Here is a 21009-nt window from a genome sequence, read left to right as displayed (position 1 = left end):
GGGGGTGTGTCGAGCGGGGTGTGACGAGCGGGCGAGCGGGGTGTGTGACTGAGGCGGGGACTCCTCGGGAACGATATCTCCGGACATTCCGGGTGCTGCCACTCCCACACTCCGTCAGCGCGCCGGGCGCCGCCGGGCGGTGGCACCCCGGCGGCGGGCCGCGCGAAACAGGTGCGGATCGAGGCCGACCTCGATCCGCACCTGTCGCGTTCAGCGCCCTACGGCAGGGTCACCTTCGCCCACCACCCGTCAGTTTGCTCGGGGAGAGCGCCGGCGCCGGGCCGCCCGTGATCACGAAGCCCGAGCCCGGCTGGGTGACGATGTCGCCGTCCGCCGAGTTTGTGATGGTCACGTCGCTCAGGGTCGCGCTGCCGCGCGCCCCGCTCATGGCGAGGATGCCGGCGCCGTTGTTGGATTTGTCGATCTTGACGTTGTCGATCACGACGCCCGGCATGGTGCCGCCGCCCGTCTTGAACTGGATGCCGTCGTACGTCGAGTCGTAGATGTCGGTGTCCCTGATCGTGACGCCGGGGATGTCCCGGCTCGCCGCGAACAGGGTGATCGCACCGAACTCCTGGTCCTCGTTCCAGAAGGCACCGCCCGTGCGGTGGAGCGCGTTGTTGGCGATGAGGGTCTGCCCGGAGAAGGGCAGGGGGTCGTGGTCGGTGGCCAGCATGATGCCCGGGTAGTTGGCCGTGTCCGAGACGATGTTGTTCTCGATCTTGTTGCCGTAACCGCCGTAGACCGCGATCCCGGTCGCGCGCCAGGGCAGTTGGATGGTGTTGTTGGTGAACGAGTTGTCGTGCGCGACGTCGACCGACGTGTCCTTGACGTACCGGTTGGCCCAGACCGCCAGGGAGTCGTCGCCGGTGGTGCGGAACGAGGAGTTGAACACCTTGGAGTTCCGCGTGCCGTTGGTGAAGTTGATGCCGTCGGCGTAGGTGTTGCGGATCCGCATCCCGGTGAACTCAAGACCGTCGGCGGGGCCCCAGAGGGACGGGATGTTGTCGTAGTCGCGGCCGACCCAGACACCCACGTTGGCGTGCTCGATCCACACGTTCGAGATCTTGGTGTTCTTGCCGAACCGGCCGTTCAGGCCGACGCCGCCCTCGGCGTTGCCGTCGCCGCCGCGGATCCGGCCGGAGCCGAAGATCGCGATGTCCGAGATCTTGGTGTTGTCGTCGATGTCGAAGCCGAAGTTGCCCTCGTGCGGGTGGTTGATCCCGCCCGCGTTCTGCGGCTCGGTCAGCGTGTAGAGCTGTGAGTGCCACATGCCCGCGCCGCGGATGGTGACGTTCTTGATCCCGATCTGGTTGTACTGCCCCTGGTTCAGCGGGTCGTCGGTCAGGATCTTCTTCTCCTGGCGCCACTGGCCCGCCGGGATCCAGACACACGCGATGCTGCCGTTCTGGTCGGCGGTGACCGCCGACTGGATGGCGGTCGTGTCGTCGATCCCGTCGCCCGGCACCGCGCCGTAGTCCGTGATCGAGGTGCACTCGGCGGGCTTGGCGGCCGGGGGCGCGACCTGCTCCAGGTCGATCAGGTCGATGTAGTAGAAGGACGCGCTGTCACCGGCGTCGCGCTGGAGCTTGAACTTGGTGCCCGCCGGATAGGTCGTGGACAGCAGTGAGTTGGACTCGTCGAACAGCCGCCGGGCGTCGGCCTGGGGCGTGTTGGTCAGCGCCTCGGGACCGTCCGTGTTGCCGTACAGCCAGCTGTGCTTCGAGGAGAGGTTGATCTTCTTCACGAAGGTGTCGTTGGCGTACAGGCTGATCGTGGCCTCGGTGCCGCCGCCGTTCGGGGCGTCGGGGATCGAGTTGCGCACCACGATCGAGTTCGCCGGGTTGGTGGAGGTGACCTCCACGAACTGGCCGGTGCTGTTGAGCCGTACCGACTTACGGCCCGAGGACTCGGAGCCGAAGTTGGTGTGCCCGAAGGTGCGCTCCGCGTCGGCCTCCACCAGGGTGCCCTGGTAGCGGCCGGCCTCCGCCTCGTACTCGACGTACGGGACGGCCGCCCCGCGCCCGACCACGATCGAGCGGGAGAACGCGTTGTTCGTCTCGTTGGTCTCCGTCACGACGTTCGTCGCATCGGCGGTGGCGACGATGTTGGCGCCGCCGCTGGTGGCGGTCCAACTGCCGTTGACGCTCACGTTCGTTGTCGCACCGGCCGCGATCGACGGTGTGTTGGTGTTCAGCGTCGTGCCGCCCACCGTCACCCGGGTGACCGTGGTGGCGCCGGACGCCGTCGTCCCACGGTTCTGTACGGCCACGGTGAACTGCACCTGGGCGCCGACGGCCGGGTTCTGTGGCGTCGAGTTGACGCTCAGCACCTGGAGGTCGGGCCCGGGAGCCTGTCCCACGACCAGTGAACCGGTCGCGGTGAAGCTGTTGTTGTCGTTGTCCTGCTCGACGATCGTGTCGGTCGGGTCCACCACCGCCGTCACCTTGTAGCTGCCCTCGGCGCGTTTGCCCGCGGCGACCTGGACGGTCTGCGAGGCACCCGCGGCGAGCGCGCCGACGGAGGCGCTGCCGGCGACCACGCCGCCGATGCTGACGTTCACGGTCGTCGGGCCGGACGCGGCCGTGCCGACGTTGCGCACCGTGGCGCTCACGGTCGTCGCGTCGGTCTCCACCGGGGCGGCGGGGGACCAGGAGAGCGCGTTGACGGTGAGGTCGGGGTTGGGCGCGGGCACCCCGATGACCTGGAGTTCCGCGACCTGGCCGCCCTGCGCGCCGGTGTTGGAGAAGATCTGGAGCCGGAGATCGGCGACTCGGCCCGTGACCGGGATCCGTACCGAGTTCTGGTTGGTCGCCGGGTTGAAGCTGTAGTCGGCGCGCGCCTTGAGGGAGGTGAACGCGGTCGCGCCCTGAGCGCGGCCGAGCACCTGGATGCTCTGGGTCCGGGCGCCCCACGCCGAGTCGGGGTTGAGCTTGACCACGACGGAGGTGATGTCGGCCTCGGCACCGAGCTTCACCGTCAGGTTCGACGGGTGCCCGGTGGACTCCCAGTACGAGTTCAGCTGACCGTCGTTGGCGTTGGCCGCGACGAACGTGTGGATGGTCGAGGACGCCTCGATGGGCTTGCCGCGCGCCAGATCCGTGCCGTCGTCACCCGGGTCGGGGTCGCCCGGGTCCTCGCCCGCCGGGCCGTAGATCCCGAACTCGGAGATCTGCGCCGCGGGCCAGCCCGTGTTGCCCGTGATGTTCAGCCGTACGTAACGGACGTTGCTCGCCGGGAAGTCGATGGTGACGGTGTTCGCCGACGAGGGGGTGAACAGCCGGCCCTGCGACGCGGAGAGGGTGGTGTAGCTGCTGCCGTCGGTGCTGCCCTGGACGCTGAGGGCCTGGGTGCGGGCCTCCCAGGTGGTGGGGAGTTTGAGCACGACCTGATCGACGGCGACGTTCGTGCCGAGGTCGATTCGGAGCGTCTGCGGGAACGCGTTGTTCGGGCCTTCCCAGTACGACGCCTGATTGCCGTCGGTGACGTTGGAGGCGGGGTGGTTCCCCTCGGACCCACTCGCCGACACGCTCTTGCCGATCGACTGGTTGGGGCGCTCGGCGGCGGTGGCCGAGAGGGGAGTGAGCCCGACGGCGATCAGACCGGCCATGAGGAGGCCGGTGATCAATCGCCAGCTGAGCGGTCGGGGTCTGAGCTGCTTCCGTCTCATGTAGTCCTCTGTTCGGTTGGAACGAGGGGGCAGGGCGGAGCGCTGCCATGAAGTTGCGAGAAGAGACTTAAGAAATTGAGCCACTTGCTTACTTTTTTGCGATTCACAGGTTGCAATCATGTCAACGGCTTGTCAACGGTTTTCGCAGAGGTAACACGGGAGGGGGCGGGGGCACGACGAACGCCCCCACCGGTCCCGGCAGGGGCGTTTGACGGACCGTCGGAGAACCGCCGGGCGACCGTCAGAGAGCGGGAGCGGCGGGACCCGGCAGGAGCGCCATGCGCTCCTGCTCCTCCGCGACGATCTGCCGGGCCAGCGACTGCTCCGAGATGTCGACCGCGTCAGGCGTCGACTCGGCGACATCGCTGTGCCGGGCGAACGCGTCGAAGAGCCGCCGCTTCGTGTCCAGCAGCCGCAGCATGCGCTGGTCGACACTGTCGGCGGTCAGCAGCCGGTGCACCTGGACATGCCGTATCTGCCCCATGCGGTGGGCGCGGGCGATGGCCTGCGTCTCCAGCGTCGGCTTGACCTGCGGCTCGCACAGGATGACCACGGACGCGGCCTGGAGATTGAGACCCGTACCGCCCGACTGGATCTGGCTGAGCAGCACCGCGTGCCCGGACGCCTCGGCGAAGCCGTCGACCAGCTCCTGCCGCCGGGCGGCCGGCACCTGGCCGCTGAGCGGACCGAAGACGGTGGTGGGCGAGTCGGGCGAGGCGGCCGAACCGATGGCCTCCTCCGCGGCCGTCAGCACCTCGCGGAAGAAGGAGAAGACGACGACCTTCAGACCGTTCACCTCCGCCTCGGCGACCAGTTCGCGCAGCCGCCGCAGCTTGGCCGAGGTGGCGGGATCGGCGTACGCGGCGCGCCGCATCGCCATGAAGTTGCCCGCCGCCACGGCCCGCCGGTACGCGGCGCGCCCGGCGGGGCTGAACTCCTCCCACTCGTCCACCTGTTGGAGCTCGGGCAGCTCGGTGAGGACGTCCTGCTGATTACGGCGCAGATACGCGGGCGCCACGGCCTTGCGGAAGATCTCGGAGCTGAGGGCGGCGTCGCCGTCCCGGATCCCGGGCAGCAGATCGGGCCGCACATGACGCACCAGATTGCGGAACTCGCCCACCCGGTTCTCCATGGGCGTCCCGGTCAGGAACAGGACATGGTCCGTGCGCGCCGCCCAGCCCTCCACCGTCCGCGAGCGCCGGGTCTCGGGATTCTTCACATAGTGCGCCTCGTCCACGACGAGCATGCCGACCGGCACGTCCTCGGGGACGCCGAGGGAGCCGAGTACGTCGTACGTCGTGACCGCCACGTCCCCGTGCCGTGTCCACTGCCCGAGGGCTGTCGACCGGTCCTGGCCGTGCACCCGGTACGCCCGCAGCGTGCTGCGCGACTCGATCTCCCGGACCCAGTTGATGACCACGCCTGCCGGGCAGACCACCAGGAAGTGCGTACGGCCTTCGGCCTTGAGGTGCGCGAGGGCGGCGATGGCCTGGATCGTCTTGCCCAGACCCATCTCGTCGCCCAGGATCACCCGGCGCTGCGCCAGCGCGAACCGCGCCCCGAACGCCTGGTAACCGCGCAGCGAGACCCGCCGGTGGGTGTCGTCCAGCCGCTGCGTCCGCACCCGTTCGGAGATGTCGCCGGGCAGGAAGCCCTCGGCGGCCTCGACGTCCGGGGTGACGTCGGACAGTTCGGCGAGGAGGACCAGATAGTCGGCGGGGCGCACCTGGAAGTCGAGCCACGCCTCGTCCGCCGGCACGACGGGCCGGAGCAGATCCGTGGCCGCCTGGGCGAGCAGCAGCGGCACCTCGCGGGCGGCGGCGTCGTCGAGGAACGCGTCGACCGACTGGATCGCCCGCCGCGCCTGCTGTCTGCGCCCCTTGCCGATGAGCAGCATGCGCAGCCGGTCGCCGGCCGGGCGCGCCGGGGGCAGCAGCGGGGCGAGTTCGGCCTCGATCCGGGCCGCCGCGGCGAGGGCACGGGGGATGTCGGGCCCCGCGTTCACCATCCGGTTCAACGCGACGACCAGGGCTGTCGCATGGGGATCGCCGATGTCGTCGGCGTCCAGCCGGACGGCGACATGCTCCTCCATCGCCTCCGCGAGACGCCGGGCGGCGGCGACGGCGTGACCGGCACTCTGCGCGCCGATGCCGGGAATACGGCGCAGCTCGTACGGGGTGGCGTCGAGCACCTTCCCGACGTCCCCGTACCCGGCCTGTTCGAGCGTGCCCAGCCGGAGCCGGCCCTCGGTGACGTCCGCGAGCCGCGACACCGGGATGCCCGCCAACTCCTGGCGGACCAGGGCGTCGCGCAGCGGGGTGATGGCGCTCAGTGCGCCGCCCCGTACCTCGGTGTGGTCGGCGGTCACCCGGCGCGCCGCCGCGAGCAGGCGGTCGGCCCGGTCGAGCACGGCGCGCGCGCCGCCGCCCACCGGCACCAACTTCCCCTCAGGCCCCGCTCCGTCGCCCATGACGCCTCTCGTGACGCACCACATCCGGTCGAAATCCGGTCGTGCGACATGATTCCACGGGGGTACGACATCGCCGGGCGGCCGTTTTCGGCGCGCCCGGCGATATCGGGTCGGTCCTGTCGCCGGTGGTCGGCTCCCGCGGACCGGCGTGGACCTCGCTGACTACGCGGTGTCGACTACGCGGCCATGGTCCAGCGCTGGCCGGCGCCGCCGCCGCAGGTGCGCAGTTCCAGCTTCGTACCGTTCGCCGTACCGCCCGCCACCGGCGTCAGGCACTTGCCGGAGGCGACGCCGACGACACTGCCGTCGGCGTTGACGCGCCATTGCTGATTGGCCGTGCCGCGGCAGTCCCAGATGATGACGGGTGTGCCGTCGGCCGTGGCCGCGCCGCTCGCGTCGAGGCAGCGGTCGCCGTACACGCGCAGCTCGTTGGAGGCCGTACGGGCCCACTGCTGGTTCGCCCTGCGGTGGCAGTCGTAGACGATCGTCCGCGCGCCCGTGGCCGTCACGGCGCCGTCGACGTCGAGGCAGCGGCCCGACTGCGCGTTGACGAGGGTGCCCTGGCCGGGCTGCGCGAGGGGAACGAGGCTGCCGGGCACCGAGCGCAGCGCGTTGTACCAGACGACGGCCATCTTGGCGTAGCCGGCGGCGTTGGGGTGGACGCCGTCGGCGAGGTCGGTCACCGTCAATGCCTTGTACATGTCAACGAGATGGACGCGCGGACCCTTGCTGTTGACGATGCCGGGCAGCGCCGCGTTGAACGTCTTGACCCGGGCTTCGAGGTCGGGGCTGGACTCCGGTGTGATCGTCGCGACGAACAGCTCGATCTGCGGCTTCTGTTGGAGGATGCGGTCGATGAGGTCGGAGAGCCGGGCCGGGGCGTTCGCCAGGTCGTAGTTCTGGTTGACGTCGTTCGTACCGATCTGGAGCATGATCGTGCGCGGGTCGCTCGCGGCGAGCCACCCGTCGATGTTCGAACGGAGCTGGTCGATACGCCAGCCCGAGTGGCCCTGGTGGTCGTGGTCGCCCAGCTCCGGCGGGCCGTTGAACTGCGAGCCGACGAAGTCGACCGTGTAGCCGCCGGTCGCGAGGTGCTGCCAGAGGTTGATGCGGTACCCGCCGGGGATGTTGTGCCCGTGGGTGATCGAGTCGCCGAGAGGCATGATCCGGACGCCGCCGTTGGACTCGGCGGGCAAGACGGGAGCGGCGGGCGCCGCGGCGGCGGGCGTCTGGGTGAGCGTCATGAGGGTCGCCGCGAGGGCGAACACCAGGAGGCTGAGGAGAGCTTGCGCACGGCGTGAGGCAGTTCTTCGCAAGGCAGGTCCTTCCTACGGGCCGCCGGGGAATGGGGGGTGCGCGTGGTGCGTCCGATGGTGCGTGCGCGCGTGGAGGGAGGTGCGGGGGGAGAGTGGCGGCCATGTTGTAGATACCACCGGTCGGTGCCTTCGGCGAGGGATTGCGCAACGGTGTTGGCAAATTGGCGCTGTTCCGGCCATGGTCCGACGGGCTTTTGGCCATGCGCGACCCCGGACGGGCGCTCCCGCCGGGTCAGCCCTCGTACAGCAGCCGGCGCAGAAAATTGTTCGTGAACTTGCCGGCCGGGTCCAGGGAGTCGCGCAGCTTCAGGAAGTCGGCCATACGCGGATAGCGGCCACGCAGCTCGGCCGGCTCCGTCGTGAACACCTTGCCCCAGTGCGGCCGTGCGTCGAGACCGTCGAGCGCCGCCTCCAGCCGCGCGATCACCGGCACCACCGACGCCGTGTCCTTGATCCAGGTGAAGTGCAGCGCGACCGTGTCCCGGCCCTCGGCCGGGCTCAGCCACAGCGCGTCGGCGGCCACGGTGCGTACCTCGCAGACCTGGAGCACCGGCGCGAGCACCGGCCCCAGCGCGGCAACCGCGCGCAGCGCCGCGACGGCGTGGCGGCGCGGGAGCAGATACTCGGACTGCAACTCCTCCCCGTTGCTCGGGGTGAACTCGGCCCGGAAGTGCGGCAGTCGGGCATGCCACGGTCCCGGCACCCCGCCCTGCTCGGTGCAGTGCGTCGCGGACATGCCAGGCACGGGGTGCATCGGCGCCTCGGCCGGCCCGGCCCACGGAAAGTCGGGCCCGGCGGAGTGTCGCCCGCCCGTGTCCGCCCCGGAGGAACCCCTCGCCGGGTCGCCGTCGAGGCACTTCAGCCAGACCTGGCCGAAGCGCGGCTCCCGCCAGTCCGTGAACAGGCTCACGCTGTACGCCGCCGAAGTGATCGCGTCGAAGTGCTCCGCCAGCACGTCCAGCGGCAGCCCGGTCCGGACGAACTGCCGTACGTCGAAGGCCGGAACCAGATCCAGGGTGAGCGCGGTGACCACGCCGAGCGCGCCGAGCGCCACCACGGAGCCGGCGAAGCGGTCGCCGTCCTTCTCCCGGTCCAGCGTCAGCGACTCGCCGTCCGCCGTGATCAGTTCCACCGCGCGTACGGCGGTCGCGAGCGAACCGGAGGTGTCACCGGAGCCGTGCGTGCCGGTGGCGACCGATCCCGCCACCGAGATGTGCGGCAGCGACGCCATGGTGTGCAGGGCGAGACCCCGGTCGTCCACCCGCCGGGCCAGTTCCGCGTACCGTACGCCGCCCCCGACGCGCACCGTGGCGGCGGCCGTGTCGACGTCCACGGTCCGGGGCAGCGCGGCCAGCGAGACCAGGGCGCCGTCGGTGTCGGCGATCCGGTTGAACGAGTGCCCGCTGCCCAGCGCCCGTACCCGCGAACCGCCCGCCACCAGCGCGCGCAACTCGTCGTGCGTGGCCGGGCGGTGCACCCGGTCGGCCGAGAAGACGATGTTGCCCGCCCAGTTGGACCCCGCGCCGTCACCCACTGTCCGCCCGCCTCCCGAGTCGTCCGTCCGCGACCCTGATTCGATCACGCCCCCGCCGCACCCGCGCGGGCGCCCCGTCCTCCGCCCCGTCTCCCGCCCCGTCTCCCCTCCCGCTCACTGACGGCTGACGGCCCGCGTCACGCCGGCGATGATCGTCGTGGCCAGGATCCAGCCGGTGATGATCAGGACGTAGGAGAGCCCCTGATGCCAGCCGCCCTCCGGGGTGAAGGCCCGCTCCTGCCCGAAGTCGATGATCGGCAGCAGCAGATCGAGACTGTAGAAGACGGGGTTGAAGTCCGGGGACTCGTCGGGCTTCAGGGGACGGGGCTGCCGGGCGGCGTACGCGACCGAGGCCACCAGCAGCAGCGACAGCATCCAGGCCACGGCGCGCATGGGCCGAAAGCCGTAGCCGACGGTGAGGTCCTGGACATGCCCCCAGAGCCGGGCGTACCAGGCGAGCCCCCGGCGCTGCCTCCGCTGCTTCGCGAGCTGTACGGTCCGGGCGGCGGCGTCGTCGCCGATGCGGCGGTACGCGGCGGTCAACTGCTCGTACGCGTACGGCACATAGTCGTCGCCGTCCCGTTCGAGGACGGTCAGCCGCCGGCCGGCCGGCTCGTGCGGGGTGAGCGTCCCGTACGTCAGCCCGTCGAACCGGACGCTGTCGGGCCAGACCTCCGGTGGCACGAACAGCACATCGATCTGCGCGCGCCGCAGATTGACCGTGCCCTCCACGCGCTCCGCCTCCCGGAGCCACAGCTCACCGACGACACAGCTGCTCGCCCGCAGGGCCACCCCGCCGGGACACGACAACCGGCTGTACGCCAGGTTGAGTTGACCGGGGACACGGGCCGCGCTCAGATTGACCCGGCCCCGCGCGCGCAGCCGCTTACCGCGCAGGTCCGCGCCGACGGTCAGCCTCTCCGCGTCGAGGGCCGTGCGGCCGGGAGCGGTCAGGACGGCGTCGTCCAGATTGACGGAGCCCGCGACGGTGGCGGAGTCGAGCCGCAGCTGACCCCCGACCCGCAGTCCGGGCGCCCACAGATCGTCGCCGACGGTGGCGTGGTTGAGCTGGAGCAACGGCTCGGGCTCCGGCTCCGGCTCCGGCCCGGGGTCGGAGTCGCGGTCGCCGGCCGGCGCGGGCCCGGGCTCCGCCGCCGCGAAGCGCGCCCGGTCGAGAAACACCGCCCCCGAGATCTGCGCGCCCCCGAGCCGCACCGGGCCCCGGACCTGGCAGCCGGTCAGCCGCAGCACACCGTCCACCCGCAGCGTCGCCGCCGTCATCCCGGGCAGCACGGACCCGCTGAGATTGAGCTGCCGGACGTGGGCCCCGTACAGATTGGGCACGTCGTCCAGGAAGCAGTCGCCCAGGCTGATCGGGCAATCGGCGCTCGCGTAGCGCAAGTTGAGCGCCCCGGTGATCCGGGCCCCCATCACCCGCAGGGCGGGTATCTCCCCGTCGCGCCGCGCCCCGCCGAGCAGGACGGCGCGCACCACATCGGCCCGCAGGCTGCGCTCCGGACCCCATCCGGCCCCTGCGGTGGGACCCGGATCGTCGGCCGTCCGGAAGTCCACGACCTCGCCCGTCGGGAAGGCGTCCCACACGCGCCGTTCGGCCGCCGTCAGTGTGCTGATCTCCATTGCCGTGACTCTCGCGTGGTGGTGCGGGAGTGTCAACAGGCTTCTGTCTCAGCTCAGCTGACGTCGCACCAGCTCGCGCAGTCGGCCGCCCTCGTCCGCCAACAGGGCGGTCGGCGGCCCCTGTTCGACGATCCGCCCCGCCTCCATGACCACCACCCGGTCCGCGTCGAGAACCGTCGACAGCCGGTGGGCGATCACCAGCCGGCCCGCGTTCAGCTTGCGGGTGCTCTCGATCACGATCCGCTGTGTCTCGTTGTCCAGCGCGCTGGTGGCCTCGTCCAGGAAGAGCAGCCGCGGACGCCGCACCAGGGCCTGCGCGATCATCAGGCGCTGACGCTGGCCGCCGGAGATGGCTCCTCCTCCGGCGATCATGGTGTGCAGCCCCATCGGCATCTGCCTGATGTCCTCCGCGAGACCCGCCATCTCCACGGCCTCCCACACCTCCTCCTGCGAGAAGGTCTCGGCGCCGCAGACGCAGTCCCAGACGGAGCCGGTGAGCGGCTGCGCGTTCTGAAGGACGACACCGCACTGGCGTCGTACGGCCGCCCGGTCGAGTGCGGCCAGGTCCTGCCCGTCGTACAGCACGCTTCCGGTGACCGGCCGGTCGAAGCCGATCAGCAGCCGCAGCAGCGTCGACTTGCCACAGCCGCTGGGGCCGACGACCGCCACGAACTCGCCGGGCTCCATCCGCAGCGACACGTCGTCGAGCACCAGCGGGCCGTCGTCGGTGTAGCGGAAGGAGAGATTCCTGGCCTCGACGGCGCCGGTCAGCACACCCGGCTGGGCGCCCGTGTCGCCGACCTCGGGCGCCTCGTCGAGCACCGGCTTGATCTGCTCGAACATCGGCAGCACCGCGGAAACCGACACGAGCGCGCCGGTGAGCTGGGTGACGGAGGTCAGCAGCATCGTCACGGCGGTGTTGAAGGTCAGGAACTCGCCGGCGGTCATCGTGCCGCGCGCCGGACCGGCCAGCAGCATGAACATCACCAGGGAGCAGAACGGCAGATAGACCGCGTCCAGCACCGTCGTCAGATTCTTGACCCGGCCCGCCCGCTGCTGGAGTTCGCGCGAGCGCGCGAAGCCGCGCGCCCACGCCGCGTACGCGAAGCCCTCGGCCGCGGCGACCCGCAGTTTCGGCAGCCCGCGCAGGGTCTGGAACGCCTGGTTGTTGAGTCTGTTGCCCAGCTCCACCAACTGCCGCTGCCAGCGCAGTTGCCACAGTCCGAGCCCGAGGAACACGGCACCGATGACGACCAGCATCCCCACCGCCGCCAGGGCGAGCGGGACACTGTGCACGAGGAGCAGGACCAGGCTCATCGCGCCGACGGCGGCCGACTGCACGATCACCGGCCCGAGGCCCGACAGCACCCGGCGGATCCCGCTGACGCCCATCGCCGCGCTGGCCAGTTCACCGGTGGAGCGTTCGGCGAAGAACTTCGTCGGCAGTCTCAACAGCCGGTCCCACACGGCGGGTTGGAGCGTGCTCTCGATACGGCCCTCCATCCGCAGGATGGTGAGGCTCTGCGTCAGCATGAAGGTGGCCGAGACGATGCCGGTGATCATGACGGCGAGCGAGACCTGGGTGATCAGATCGGTCCGGGCACTCGGCACGTACTCGCCGAGCACCCGTCCGGTCGCGAGCGGCACCAGCGCGCCGAGCCCCACCGTGACGAGCGTGGTCAGCGCCAGGGCGCGCAGATCGGCGCGGTTGCCGCGCAGCCCGAAACGGAGCAGCCGCCACGGGGTCATGGGCTCGTCGGGCAGCGGGCGGTAGAACATCACCGCGCGCGGCTCGAAGTCGTCGGCGTTCCGCTCGCCGACGCGCAGCCGCGCCCCGGTGGCCGGGTTGACCGCCTCGTAACGGCGGCGCCGCCAGAGCAGCGCCACCGGAGCGCCGGACTTGGCCCGATGACCCACGAGCGGCCCCGAGTCGGTACGCCACCAGGGGCCGTCGAGCCGGACCGCGCGGGTACGGACCCGGGAGGCGATCGCGATGCGTTCGACCGGGCCGACGCGGGCGTCGAGCGGGGTGCCCGCGCCGCGCGAGTGGTCGGCGAGGGTGATGCCGGAGGCCGCCGCGACCAGTCGGCAGACCGCGAACGTCGCGTCGCGCGCGGCGTCGTCTCCGGCCGCCCCTGTCTCGCCGGCCGTGCTGCCGGGGCGGCCGATGGACGCCACCAGCGCCTCGTCCGCCCGTGCCCGTACCGCCTCACCCGCCTTGATTCCGGCGGCCGTCCGGTCCTCGTGCGCGCGCTCCTGCCGCTCGATCCACTGGTCGACGGCGGAGAGCAGCCGGCGCTGCTGGTTGATCATCCGCTGCCACATCGCGGCGTTGACCAGCAGATCGCCCGCCGCGTCCGCGCTGTACGAGGCGCCGTACTGGACGCTGCCGGGGGAGACCGGCATCCACAGCACGTCGTCGTCGGACACGGCGCCGTCGGTGGACGGGCGGGTGTCGAGCGGAGTCTGGAAGAGCGCGCCGAGGCCGCGAGCGGCGCCGAGGGCGAAGGCGTGCTCCAGCGGTGTCGGGACCGGGGGCGTGTGCACATCCCCCTGGGCGGCGCCGTACGGATCGGTGTACGCGCCGTACGGATCGGCGTACGCGGGCGGCGGCGCGTACAGCTCCCGCAGCGCGATCCGCCGCAGTGCGCAGTCCTGCGACGGCCTGCTCAGCAACGTGTGCCGGGGCCCGTCGACCGGCCCGAGGAGCAGCGTCCCCGCTTCGAGACGGCCGAGGAAATGCCACTGCCCGCGCTCCGCCGCGTCGACGGCGAACAGATCCAGCGCGCCCCCGGTGACGAGCCACAGGACGTGCGGGCCCTCCAGCGGTACGTTGCGCACTCCGGCGCAGTCGACCGGTGTGCCCAGCGCGCCGAGGGCGTGGATCACCGGATCGAGGCCCCCGCCCGCTCCGGTGCCACCGCCCATGCCCGCACCCGCGCCGGCTGTCGTCGAGGTCACGTCAGTGCTCCCTGACGAGTCGCGCGTACGGACCTTCGGCGGCGACCAGATCCTCGTGCCTGCCGCGCTCCACGACCGTGCCGTGGTCGAGCACCACGATCTCGTCGCTGTCGCGCACCGTGCTGAGCCGGTGCGCGATGACCACGCACGCGCAGCCGCGCCGCCGCAGGTTGTCGATGATCACGCGCTCCGTCTCGGCGTCCAGCGCGCTCGTCACCTCGTCGAGAATCAGGATGCTCGGCCGCCTGACCAGCGCGCGGGCGATCTCCAGCCGCTGGCGCTGACCGCCGGAGAAGTTACGGCCGTCCTGCTCGACCCGGCCGTGGATGCCCTCGGGGCGGCGCGCGATCACGTCGTCGTAGAGCGCGGCGTCCTTGAGGGCGGTGACGACGGCGTCGTCGGGTATCGACGGGTCCCACAGCGCCACGTTGTCCCGGACCGTGCCCTCGAAGAGGAACACGTCCTGGTCGACGAAGGACACCGACGCGGCGAGCGCGCCGCGGGGTATGTCCTCCAGCCGCCGCCCGTCGATGCGGATGATCCCCTCCCAGGGGCTGTAGAGGCCCGAAATGAGCCTGGACACCGTGGACTTGCCGCTCCCGGACCCGCCGACCAGCGCGACCTGCTGCCCCGGGCCGACCGTCAGCGAGAAGCCGTCGAGCAGCGGCGCGTCCAGCGGGCTGTAGCCGAACACGACGCTCTCCAGCTCCACATGGCCCGTCAGCCGGCGCGTACTCGCGTCCGGCCGCTGCCGTGAGTAGAGCGGGTCGACGGGAAAGCTCTCCACGTCCTTCAGCCGGGCCACGTCGGCGGCGAAGTCCTGGATCCGGCCGGCCACCCCGTTCAGCCGGGTGATCGGCGCGGTGAAACGCACCACCAGCGCCTGGAACGCCACGAGCAGACCGATCGAGATGGCTCCCTCCGCCGCCCGCAGCCCGCCGATCCACAGAATGAGCGCGCTGTTGAGCGTCGCGAGCGTGGGCGCGACCACCGTCAGCGCCGCGCTCGGCACACCGAGCTTCTGCTGCTCCTCCAGCGTCGTCGCGTGCTGGCCGGCCCACCGCCGGAAGTACCCGTTCTCGCCACCGGTCGCCTTCATCGTCTCGATCAGCTGAAGGCCGGTGTACGAGGTGTTGGTGAGCCGCGCGCTGTCCGCCCGGAGCTTGCGGGTACCGGTGGAGCGCAGCTGGATCACGATGCGCATCGCGACCACGTTGAGCAGCGCCATCAGCACGCCGAAAAGGGTGAGTTGGGGGTCGTACGACCACAGCAGCGCGGCGTACAGGATCACCACGACCCCGTCCACGCCTGCCGCCGCCAGGTCCCGCGACAGCGTCTCGGCCACCGCGTCGTTGGACTGGAGCCGCTGGACGAGGTCGGCCGGGCTGCGCTGGGCGAAGAACGTGACCGGCAGCCGCAGCAGATGCCGCAGGAACCGGGCGCCGCTCAGCGTGGACGAGATGATCCGCCCGCGCAGCAGATTCGCCTGCTGGAGCCCGGTCAGTACGGCGGTGAGCACCACCATCGTCGCCATGGACGCGAACAGCGGCCCCAGGAGCGACGTCTGACCGCCGATCAGGAACATGTCGATGTACGTACGGCTCAGCGCGGGCACCGCCGCGCCCACCCCCACCAGCAGCAGACTGGCCAGCAGCGCGGCCAGCAGGGTGGCGGCCGTGCCGCGCAGGCGCGCGGGCATGGCGCTCATGATGCCGGGCCTGCGACCGCCCTTGCGGAAGGCCTCGGTGGGCTCGAAGACGAGGACCACACCCGTGAAGCTGGTGTCGAAGTCCGCCGCCGGGACGAACCGGCGCCCCTTGTCGGGGTCGTTGATGTGTACGCCACGGCTGCCGGGCCTGCGGCCCATGCCGTCGTACACGACGTAGTGGTTGAACTCCCAGAACAGGATCGCGGGCGCCCGGACCTCGGCGAGGGCTTCCGCCTCCATCTGCATGCCCTTGGCCGTCAGGCCGTAACTGCGCGCCGCCTTCAGGAGGTTGGAGGCGCGTGAGCCGTCGCGCGAGACACCGCACGCGATGCGCAGCTCCTCCAGGGGGACATGGCGGCCGTAGTGGGCGAGCACCATGGCGAGGGAGGCCGCGCCGCATTCCAGGGCCTCCATCTGGAGGACGGTGGGGGTACGGACGGCCTTGGGCCTGGGGGCGCCGGTCGTACGCCGGGTGCGCTTGGCGGCCCGGCGCCGGCCGGACGGCGGCTGCCGTTCGCCCTGCTGCTGGTGCTTCCTCCGCGGGGCCGGGGGAAGCTGGTGCCGCTGGTGCCGTTGCGGGCTCACGGGAGCAGCCAATCGATCGGGTGCTGTTCGGCCAGCCGGATGGAGCCGGTGGCCAGGGTCATGGACTCGACGGCGTACGGCGGCCCGTCCGGCGACGACCAGGTGTAGCCGGACTTGGTGACTGACGACCCGTCAAGTCGCACCAGTACGGCGACGGGTGGGCCCTCGCGGGAGAACTGCTCGCCCAACTGCGTACTGCCGAGGAACCCGGTGATGCGCCTGCTGGTCTCGGCGACGCGGCCGACGGACTCGACCCGGCCGCGCAGCACGCCGTACCGCTGCTTCGGCACCGACTGGACGGTGACGTCGACGGAGGCGCCGACGGGGACGGTTCCGCCGCTCTCGGCGGGGGCGTACAGCATCACGCTCAGCGGATCACCGGCCTTCTCCACCCGTTCCACCGCCGCGACATCCGCGCCGGTGGTGATCACGGAGCCGACGGCGGCCACCAGGGTCGTCAGCCGGCCGGCCGCGATGGTGCGGACCTCGGTGCTGCCCTCGGGCGTGCGGACCTTCACCAGGGGGGAGTTGGCGGCCACCCGGTCGCCCTCCTCGGCGAGTACGTCCGTGATCTGGCCGGCCACGGGGCTCTGGAGGACGTAACTGCCCTGCGCGTGCGTGAGGATGCCCGGTGCCGAGAGGGTGGAGGAGACACTGCCGGCCACCGCCCAGCCGGCCGCGGCGATCATGACGACGACCGTGACGGCCAGGACGAGACAGCCCTGGGGCCGGGCGAAGCGCACCGGCAGGTCGATCTCCTCGGCCGACTGGAGCTTGGAAAGGGCCTGTTGGCGGAATTGCACGACGCTCTTCCCTGAGTTGCTCGGTGTTCCGACGACCACGGCCGCGCCGGTCGTGCGGCCCGGGACCCGGGGCACACGACCGGCGCGGCTGAGCGGTGCTGGACTCAGAGGCTGGAGACCAGGCCCGTGGCGAGACCGGTCACACCCGAGGTGTTGATGCCGGTGGCACCCTCGACGGTGCCGACGACGCCGCCGACCGTGCTGGAGACGGGGACGATGGAGTCGACGGTGCCCGTGACGGTGCCGACGAGTCCGCCGACAAGACCGCCCGACACGTTGTCGAGGTCGCTGTCGGAGATTTCCTGGGTCTCAACCTGGGGGGAGCGGTTCATGATGTGAGATTCCCTTCGCATGGCTATTTCACATTGGCGGTGACCGGCTTCGCCGTACTGGCGCACCGGCCGCCGCAGCGGTCGTCGGGGCGGCTCCTTCGGATTCTTCGGATATCAGGATCCGTGAATCCGCCGAATGCGCCGGGGTGACTTCCGCGGTGCGAAGGATCAAAGCACGCCGGCCTGTCGAGTAGCCAACTCGGCGCCGAACGACGAAGCCGGAACGTGGAGTTGGCGCACCTCGGCGTGGTTGGGCGTCCATCGCTTGGTGGCATCTTCTTCACGCGATCGATCACCCTGAAGTGGACATTCCCGCATCAAAGACGGTGCGTGCGGTCCACCGTAGGTACGGACCTGACGGCGAACTGTGCCTGCCTGCGCGTTCGGTGTGCAGATTCATCGAAGGAGACATGCGCTCGGCAGGCCCCCGGAAATCCCGTGCGGGCCACACGTATTGCCTGGTCACGGTATTTCCGGGGAAACGGCGCGGCATCCAGGAGAAGGCAACATACGCGCATCTGGGACTGTTTTTCGGTGGGTGCCCGGTACCGGCGCTTCTGTCCGACCTGGGACTTCGGCGTACGACACCCGGAGCTCGGGTGTCGTACGCGTGCCGTCGGGTGATCGGCCGGCGGATCCGAGAAATGCGGATCGAGAAATAGTGGATACCCGGTCCTTCGGAGGAATCTGTGTATTCTCGCTGCCGGAGGTGAGGGGCATGATCATCGAATACATTCGCTATCGAATTCCCGAGGGTGAGGCCACCGAATTCGAAGCGGCCTACGCCCGCGCGGCCGGGCCCCTGGCGCGGTCGCCCGTCTGCCTCGACTTCGAGCTGTCCCGCTGTGTCGAGGAGCCCGGCCACTACATCCTGCGGGTCCACTGGAAGTCGCTCGAGAAGCATCTGGAGGACTTCAGATCCAGCGAAGAGTTCCGTGCGTTCTTCGCCGAGATCCGGCCCTACCTCGACGCGATCGAAGAAATGCGCCACTACACCACGACCGAAGTCGTCGGAACCGGCGCCGGTACGCCCGTGCCCCCGACGCTTTACGAGTGGGCCGGGGGCAGTGAGGTCTTCGAGCGGCTCTTCCACCGCTTCTACGAATTGGTCCGCGCGGACGAATTGCTCTCACCGGTGTTCGCCGGCATGACCGAGGAACATCCGCACCATGTCGCACTCTGGATCGGCGAGGTCTTCGGCGGCCCCGCCGACTACACCGCCCACCACGGTGGTTACGAGAACATGCTGGCCCATCACATCGGCAGGGCGATCACCCCGCGGCAGCGCCGGCGGTGGGTGGATCTGCTGATGGACGCGGCGGACGACGTCGGCCTTCGCGCCGACCCGGACTTCCGCGCCGCGTTCGTGAGCTACATCGAGTGGGGCACCCGTATCGCCATGGAGAACTCCCAGCCGGACGCCACCCCACCACCCCACGCCCCCGTTCCGCGCTGGGGCTGGGGTATGGCGCCGCCCTACCAGCCGTAGCGGGCCACGCCGGGACCGGGACGCCTGCGCCGCCTCCCTCGCGCCCGGCGTCGCGCGATAACCTCCAGCGATGACCGGCCCCGGACCCGACCCCAGCTCCGGCCCCGCCCACGATCTCGAATCCGTCATCGGCGCGCGCCAGACCCTCACCGTCGTCCTCCCGGTCCGGCTGCGCGGCACACCGGACGCCCGCTCCGGCTGGGCCCCGGGCCCGTACCCGTTCGAACTCGGCAGCCGCCGCACCGACACGGCCACCCGGTCCCGGTACTTCGCCCCGGCCTCCGCCCGCGTCCTCTACGGCACCCCGGACCGTCCCTGCCGCTGGCACCGGCCCCTCCCCGTCACCCATGAGGGCCTTCGCCTCGCCGGTCTGGAGATCCTGCGCACCGCCACCGCCCGAAACCCCCAACACGCCCTCGCCGTACTGCACTTCGCCCTCGACCGACCGCTGCTCCCGGTCCTGCGGGCCATCGGCCACCGCCCCACCGCCGGACCCGAACCCCTCACCGGCCCCCTCGACCCGGTGGCGCTTCTCGACGGGATCGCCGACGTACGGGACGGGGCGGGCACGTTCGCCCTCGCCCGCCCGTACACCGTCGCGTTCCTGACCCCCGAGGCCCACCACACACCGGCGCTGCGCCCGGACCCCGAGACGATCCTCCCGCCGGCGGCCGACCGCTGGCTCTGGCAGCTCGCCTCCCGCTCCAGCCGGGGCGACCTCCCCCTCGCCCCCGAGAGCGTCCCGAACCACGACGCCTCCACCGTGCGCATATCCGCCGACTGGAGCGCCCTGGTGCTGCGGCACGGCGCCGCGTTCCTCGGACACCGCGCCGACACGGGGGACGGCGACTTCTACGACTTCGGCGCCCTGCACGCCCGCACCGTCTATCTCGACGCCCTGCTGCTCGGCTCGCTCCAGCGCGACCACATCGACGAGCTGACCGAGGAACTGTCCGAGGTCTTCGACTCCGAACGCCTCACCCGCCGGGTGACCGCGCTGGAGAAGAACATCGCCCGCTTCCGCGGCACTTACTGGCGTCAGCACCTCACGGCCCACGGCCCCGCCAACGGTCTGCTGCGCGCCTTCCAGCACCAGCACCGCCTCCCCGAACGGTTCGCCGAGATCCTCGCGGAGGCCGCCGACCACAGTCGGCTGGTACAGACCCTGGAGAGCCAGCAGATCAGCGGCGCGCTGGGGGTCCTCACCATCCTCGGCCTGCCCCTCGGCACGGCGCTCGGCATCCTCCAGGTACTCGGCGACGAGTCGGTCCCGCACCTCCTCGTCGCCCTCGGCCTGTCCGTCGTCGCGACGGCCGCGGCGCTCACCACCCGCTACGGCCGCCTGGTCCTCGCCTCCCTCCGGGGCGGCGGACGGACCCGCGAAGACCGTCTCTAGGCGAATCGGCCCGACACCGCCCGGAACGACTCCTTCTGCTCCCAGCCCCCGTCGACCGCCTTCAGCAGACCGAAGCTCCCCATGTCCAAGTCGCGCGCCGGATCGGGCGAGTACGGCTTCGACGCGGCGAACTCGTAGACGTACGCGCCGTGTACGCCGTGCGCCTCGTACAGGTCGAGCAGGTCCGTCAGACAGCCGGCCTGTTCCTGTTCCGAGCGCACGTAGGAGCCGCCCAGCACCGGCGGATCCGCCGACCAGTCGATGATGTCGAAGCCCGTCGGCCCGGCCGCCGCCGCGCCCTCGAAGGTGCAGCAGCCGAACTCGGTGATCAGCAGCGGCTTTCCGTGGTCCAGATGGGCGCGCAGACCGTCCGTGTAGTGCTCGGTGTTGTACGCCATCCGGTAGTAGTTCTGGCCCGCGAAGTCGAAGCCCGACCAGTCCACCTGCTCCCACAGCGCGCCGCCGTACGTCAGCGGGCCGCCGAAGCGCGCACGTGCCACGTCCACCGCGCGGGCCAGCACCCCGTTCAACTTCTCGCTGAACTCCGGCATACGGGGCCACCACTGCGGGAGCGACAGCTTCGCCGTGCGCTCCCCGTACGTGTCGCCGGGGATCAGGCCCGAGCCGAAGACCGTCAGCTCGCAGCCGACGTTGAGGCCGACGGCTCCGTGCCGCCGTCGCAGTCCCTCCGCCGCCTCGGCCGCCGCCGCGAGGTGCGTCAGGGTCGCTTCGGCGTCGCCCTCGATGAGGCGGGGCTGCAACCAGACATGCAGCCCCGCCTCGGCGGCGAAGCCCGCGTACGCCGCCAGCCGGTCGATGTCCGTGCCGAACACCGTGACCGAGTTGGCGTTCAACTCGCCCCGGATGAGCGCCATATGGCTCCGTACGACCTCGTCGGGCCAGGGCGGCGGCGCCGAGCCCCGGCCCGAATAGTCCGTCCCCGCGTTGTAGTTGACGCCCTTCCAGACCAACGGCGCCGCGCGCTCCGTCTGTTCTTCTCGCATGCTGTGACCATAGAGACTTCGGACGCGTACAGGTGATCGACCGGCACCGGCCGAAAACGCGCGGATCCGCGCGGATCCCTGCCCACCGGCGGGACGCTCGGGC

12 protein-coding genes are annotated in these 21009 nt (G+C 71.0%); 2 read left to right on the top strand and 10 right to left on the bottom strand.

Annotated features, from left to right (window positions below):
- Positions 1-229: 229 nt before the first annotated feature.
- The 9 genes from ACFYNU_RS03345 to ACFYNU_RS03305 form a co-directional block, all read right to left on the bottom strand.
- Positions 230-3670 carry a CARDB domain-containing protein gene (locus ACFYNU_RS03345; protein WP_356589601.1) on the bottom strand — a complete coding sequence of 1147 codons (3441 nt, stop codon included), beginning with the start codon at positions 3668-3670 and terminating at the stop codon, positions 230-232.
- A 241-nt stretch (positions 3671-3911) separates the two neighbouring features.
- A complete protein-coding gene (locus ACFYNU_RS03340) occupies positions 3912-6140 on the bottom strand; it encodes a DEAD/DEAH box helicase (RefSeq protein ID WP_356589599.1) in 2229 nt (742 codons plus the stop codon).
- Between the two features lie 176 nt (positions 6141-6316).
- Positions 6317-7456 carry a ricin-type beta-trefoil lectin domain protein gene (locus tag ACFYNU_RS03335; protein WP_356589597.1) on the bottom strand — a complete coding sequence of 380 codons (1140 nt, stop codon included), beginning with the start codon at positions 7454-7456 and terminating at the stop codon, positions 6317-6319.
- Between the two features lie 232 nt (positions 7457-7688).
- Entirely contained in the window at positions 7689-8990 is a 1302-nt protein-coding gene (locus ACFYNU_RS03330; RefSeq protein ID WP_356589595.1) for a D-arabinono-1,4-lactone oxidase, read from the bottom strand.
- A 114-nt stretch (positions 8991-9104) separates the two neighbouring features.
- Entirely contained in the window at positions 9105-10628 is a 1524-nt protein-coding gene (locus ACFYNU_RS03325) for a membrane-associated oxidoreductase (protein WP_356589593.1), read from the bottom strand.
- A gap of 48 nt (positions 10629-10676) precedes the next feature.
- Positions 10677-13556: an NHLP bacteriocin export ABC transporter permease/ATPase subunit gene (locus ACFYNU_RS03320; RefSeq protein ID WP_356589700.1), complete on the bottom strand. Its 2880-nt coding sequence runs from the start codon at positions 13554-13556 to the stop codon at positions 10677-10679.
- 34 nt (positions 13557-13590) lie between these two features.
- Positions 13591-15882, bottom strand: coding sequence for an NHLP family bacteriocin export ABC transporter peptidase/permease/ATPase subunit (locus tag ACFYNU_RS03315; protein WP_356589591.1), 2292 nt, complete (start codon positions 15880-15882; stop codon positions 13591-13593).
- Positions 15879-16685: a hypothetical protein gene (locus ACFYNU_RS03310; protein WP_356589589.1), complete on the bottom strand. Its 807-nt coding sequence runs from the start codon at positions 16683-16685 to the stop codon at positions 15879-15881. Before ACFYNU_RS03310 ends, ACFYNU_RS03315 begins: the two co-directional genes overlap by 4 nt.
- Before the next feature lie 104 nt (positions 16686-16789).
- On the bottom strand, positions 16790-17017 hold the full coding sequence (locus tag ACFYNU_RS03305; RefSeq protein ID WP_356589587.1) for a type A2 lantipeptide: 228 nt from the start codon (positions 17015-17017) through the stop codon (positions 16790-16792).
- A 718-nt stretch (positions 17018-17735) separates the two neighbouring features.
- On the opposite strand from ACFYNU_RS03305, the gene ACFYNU_RS03300 reads away from it, so the two are divergent.
- Together ACFYNU_RS03300 and ACFYNU_RS03295 are read left to right on the top strand one after the other, a co-directional pair.
- The gene (locus ACFYNU_RS03300) at positions 17736-18506 is read left to right on the top strand and encodes an antibiotic biosynthesis monooxygenase (protein ID WP_356589585.1); all 771 of its coding nucleotides are present in this window, start codon (positions 17736-17738) and stop codon (positions 18504-18506) included.
- Between the two features lie 70 nt (positions 18507-18576).
- Complete coding sequence (locus ACFYNU_RS03295) at positions 18577-19902, top strand: hypothetical protein (RefSeq protein ID WP_356589583.1); 1326 nt, start codon at positions 18577-18579, stop codon at positions 19900-19902.
- Here ACFYNU_RS03295 and ACFYNU_RS03290 read toward each other — a convergent pair.
- A complete protein-coding gene (locus tag ACFYNU_RS03290) occupies positions 19899-20906 on the bottom strand; it encodes an abortive infection protein (protein ID WP_356589581.1) in 1008 nt (335 codons plus the stop codon). The two genes, ACFYNU_RS03295 and ACFYNU_RS03290, sit on opposite strands and share 4 nt — an antisense overlap.
- Positions 20907-21009: the final 103 nt, after the last annotated feature.

The sequence above is a fragment of the Streptomyces sp. NPDC006643 genome (assembly GCF_042870175.1).
Taxonomy (GTDB): Bacteria; Actinomycetota; Actinomycetes; order Streptomycetales; family Streptomycetaceae; genus Streptomyces.
The sequence above is the reverse complement of the archived record's forward strand: the minus strand, read 5'-3'. Positions and strand labels throughout refer to the sequence as shown.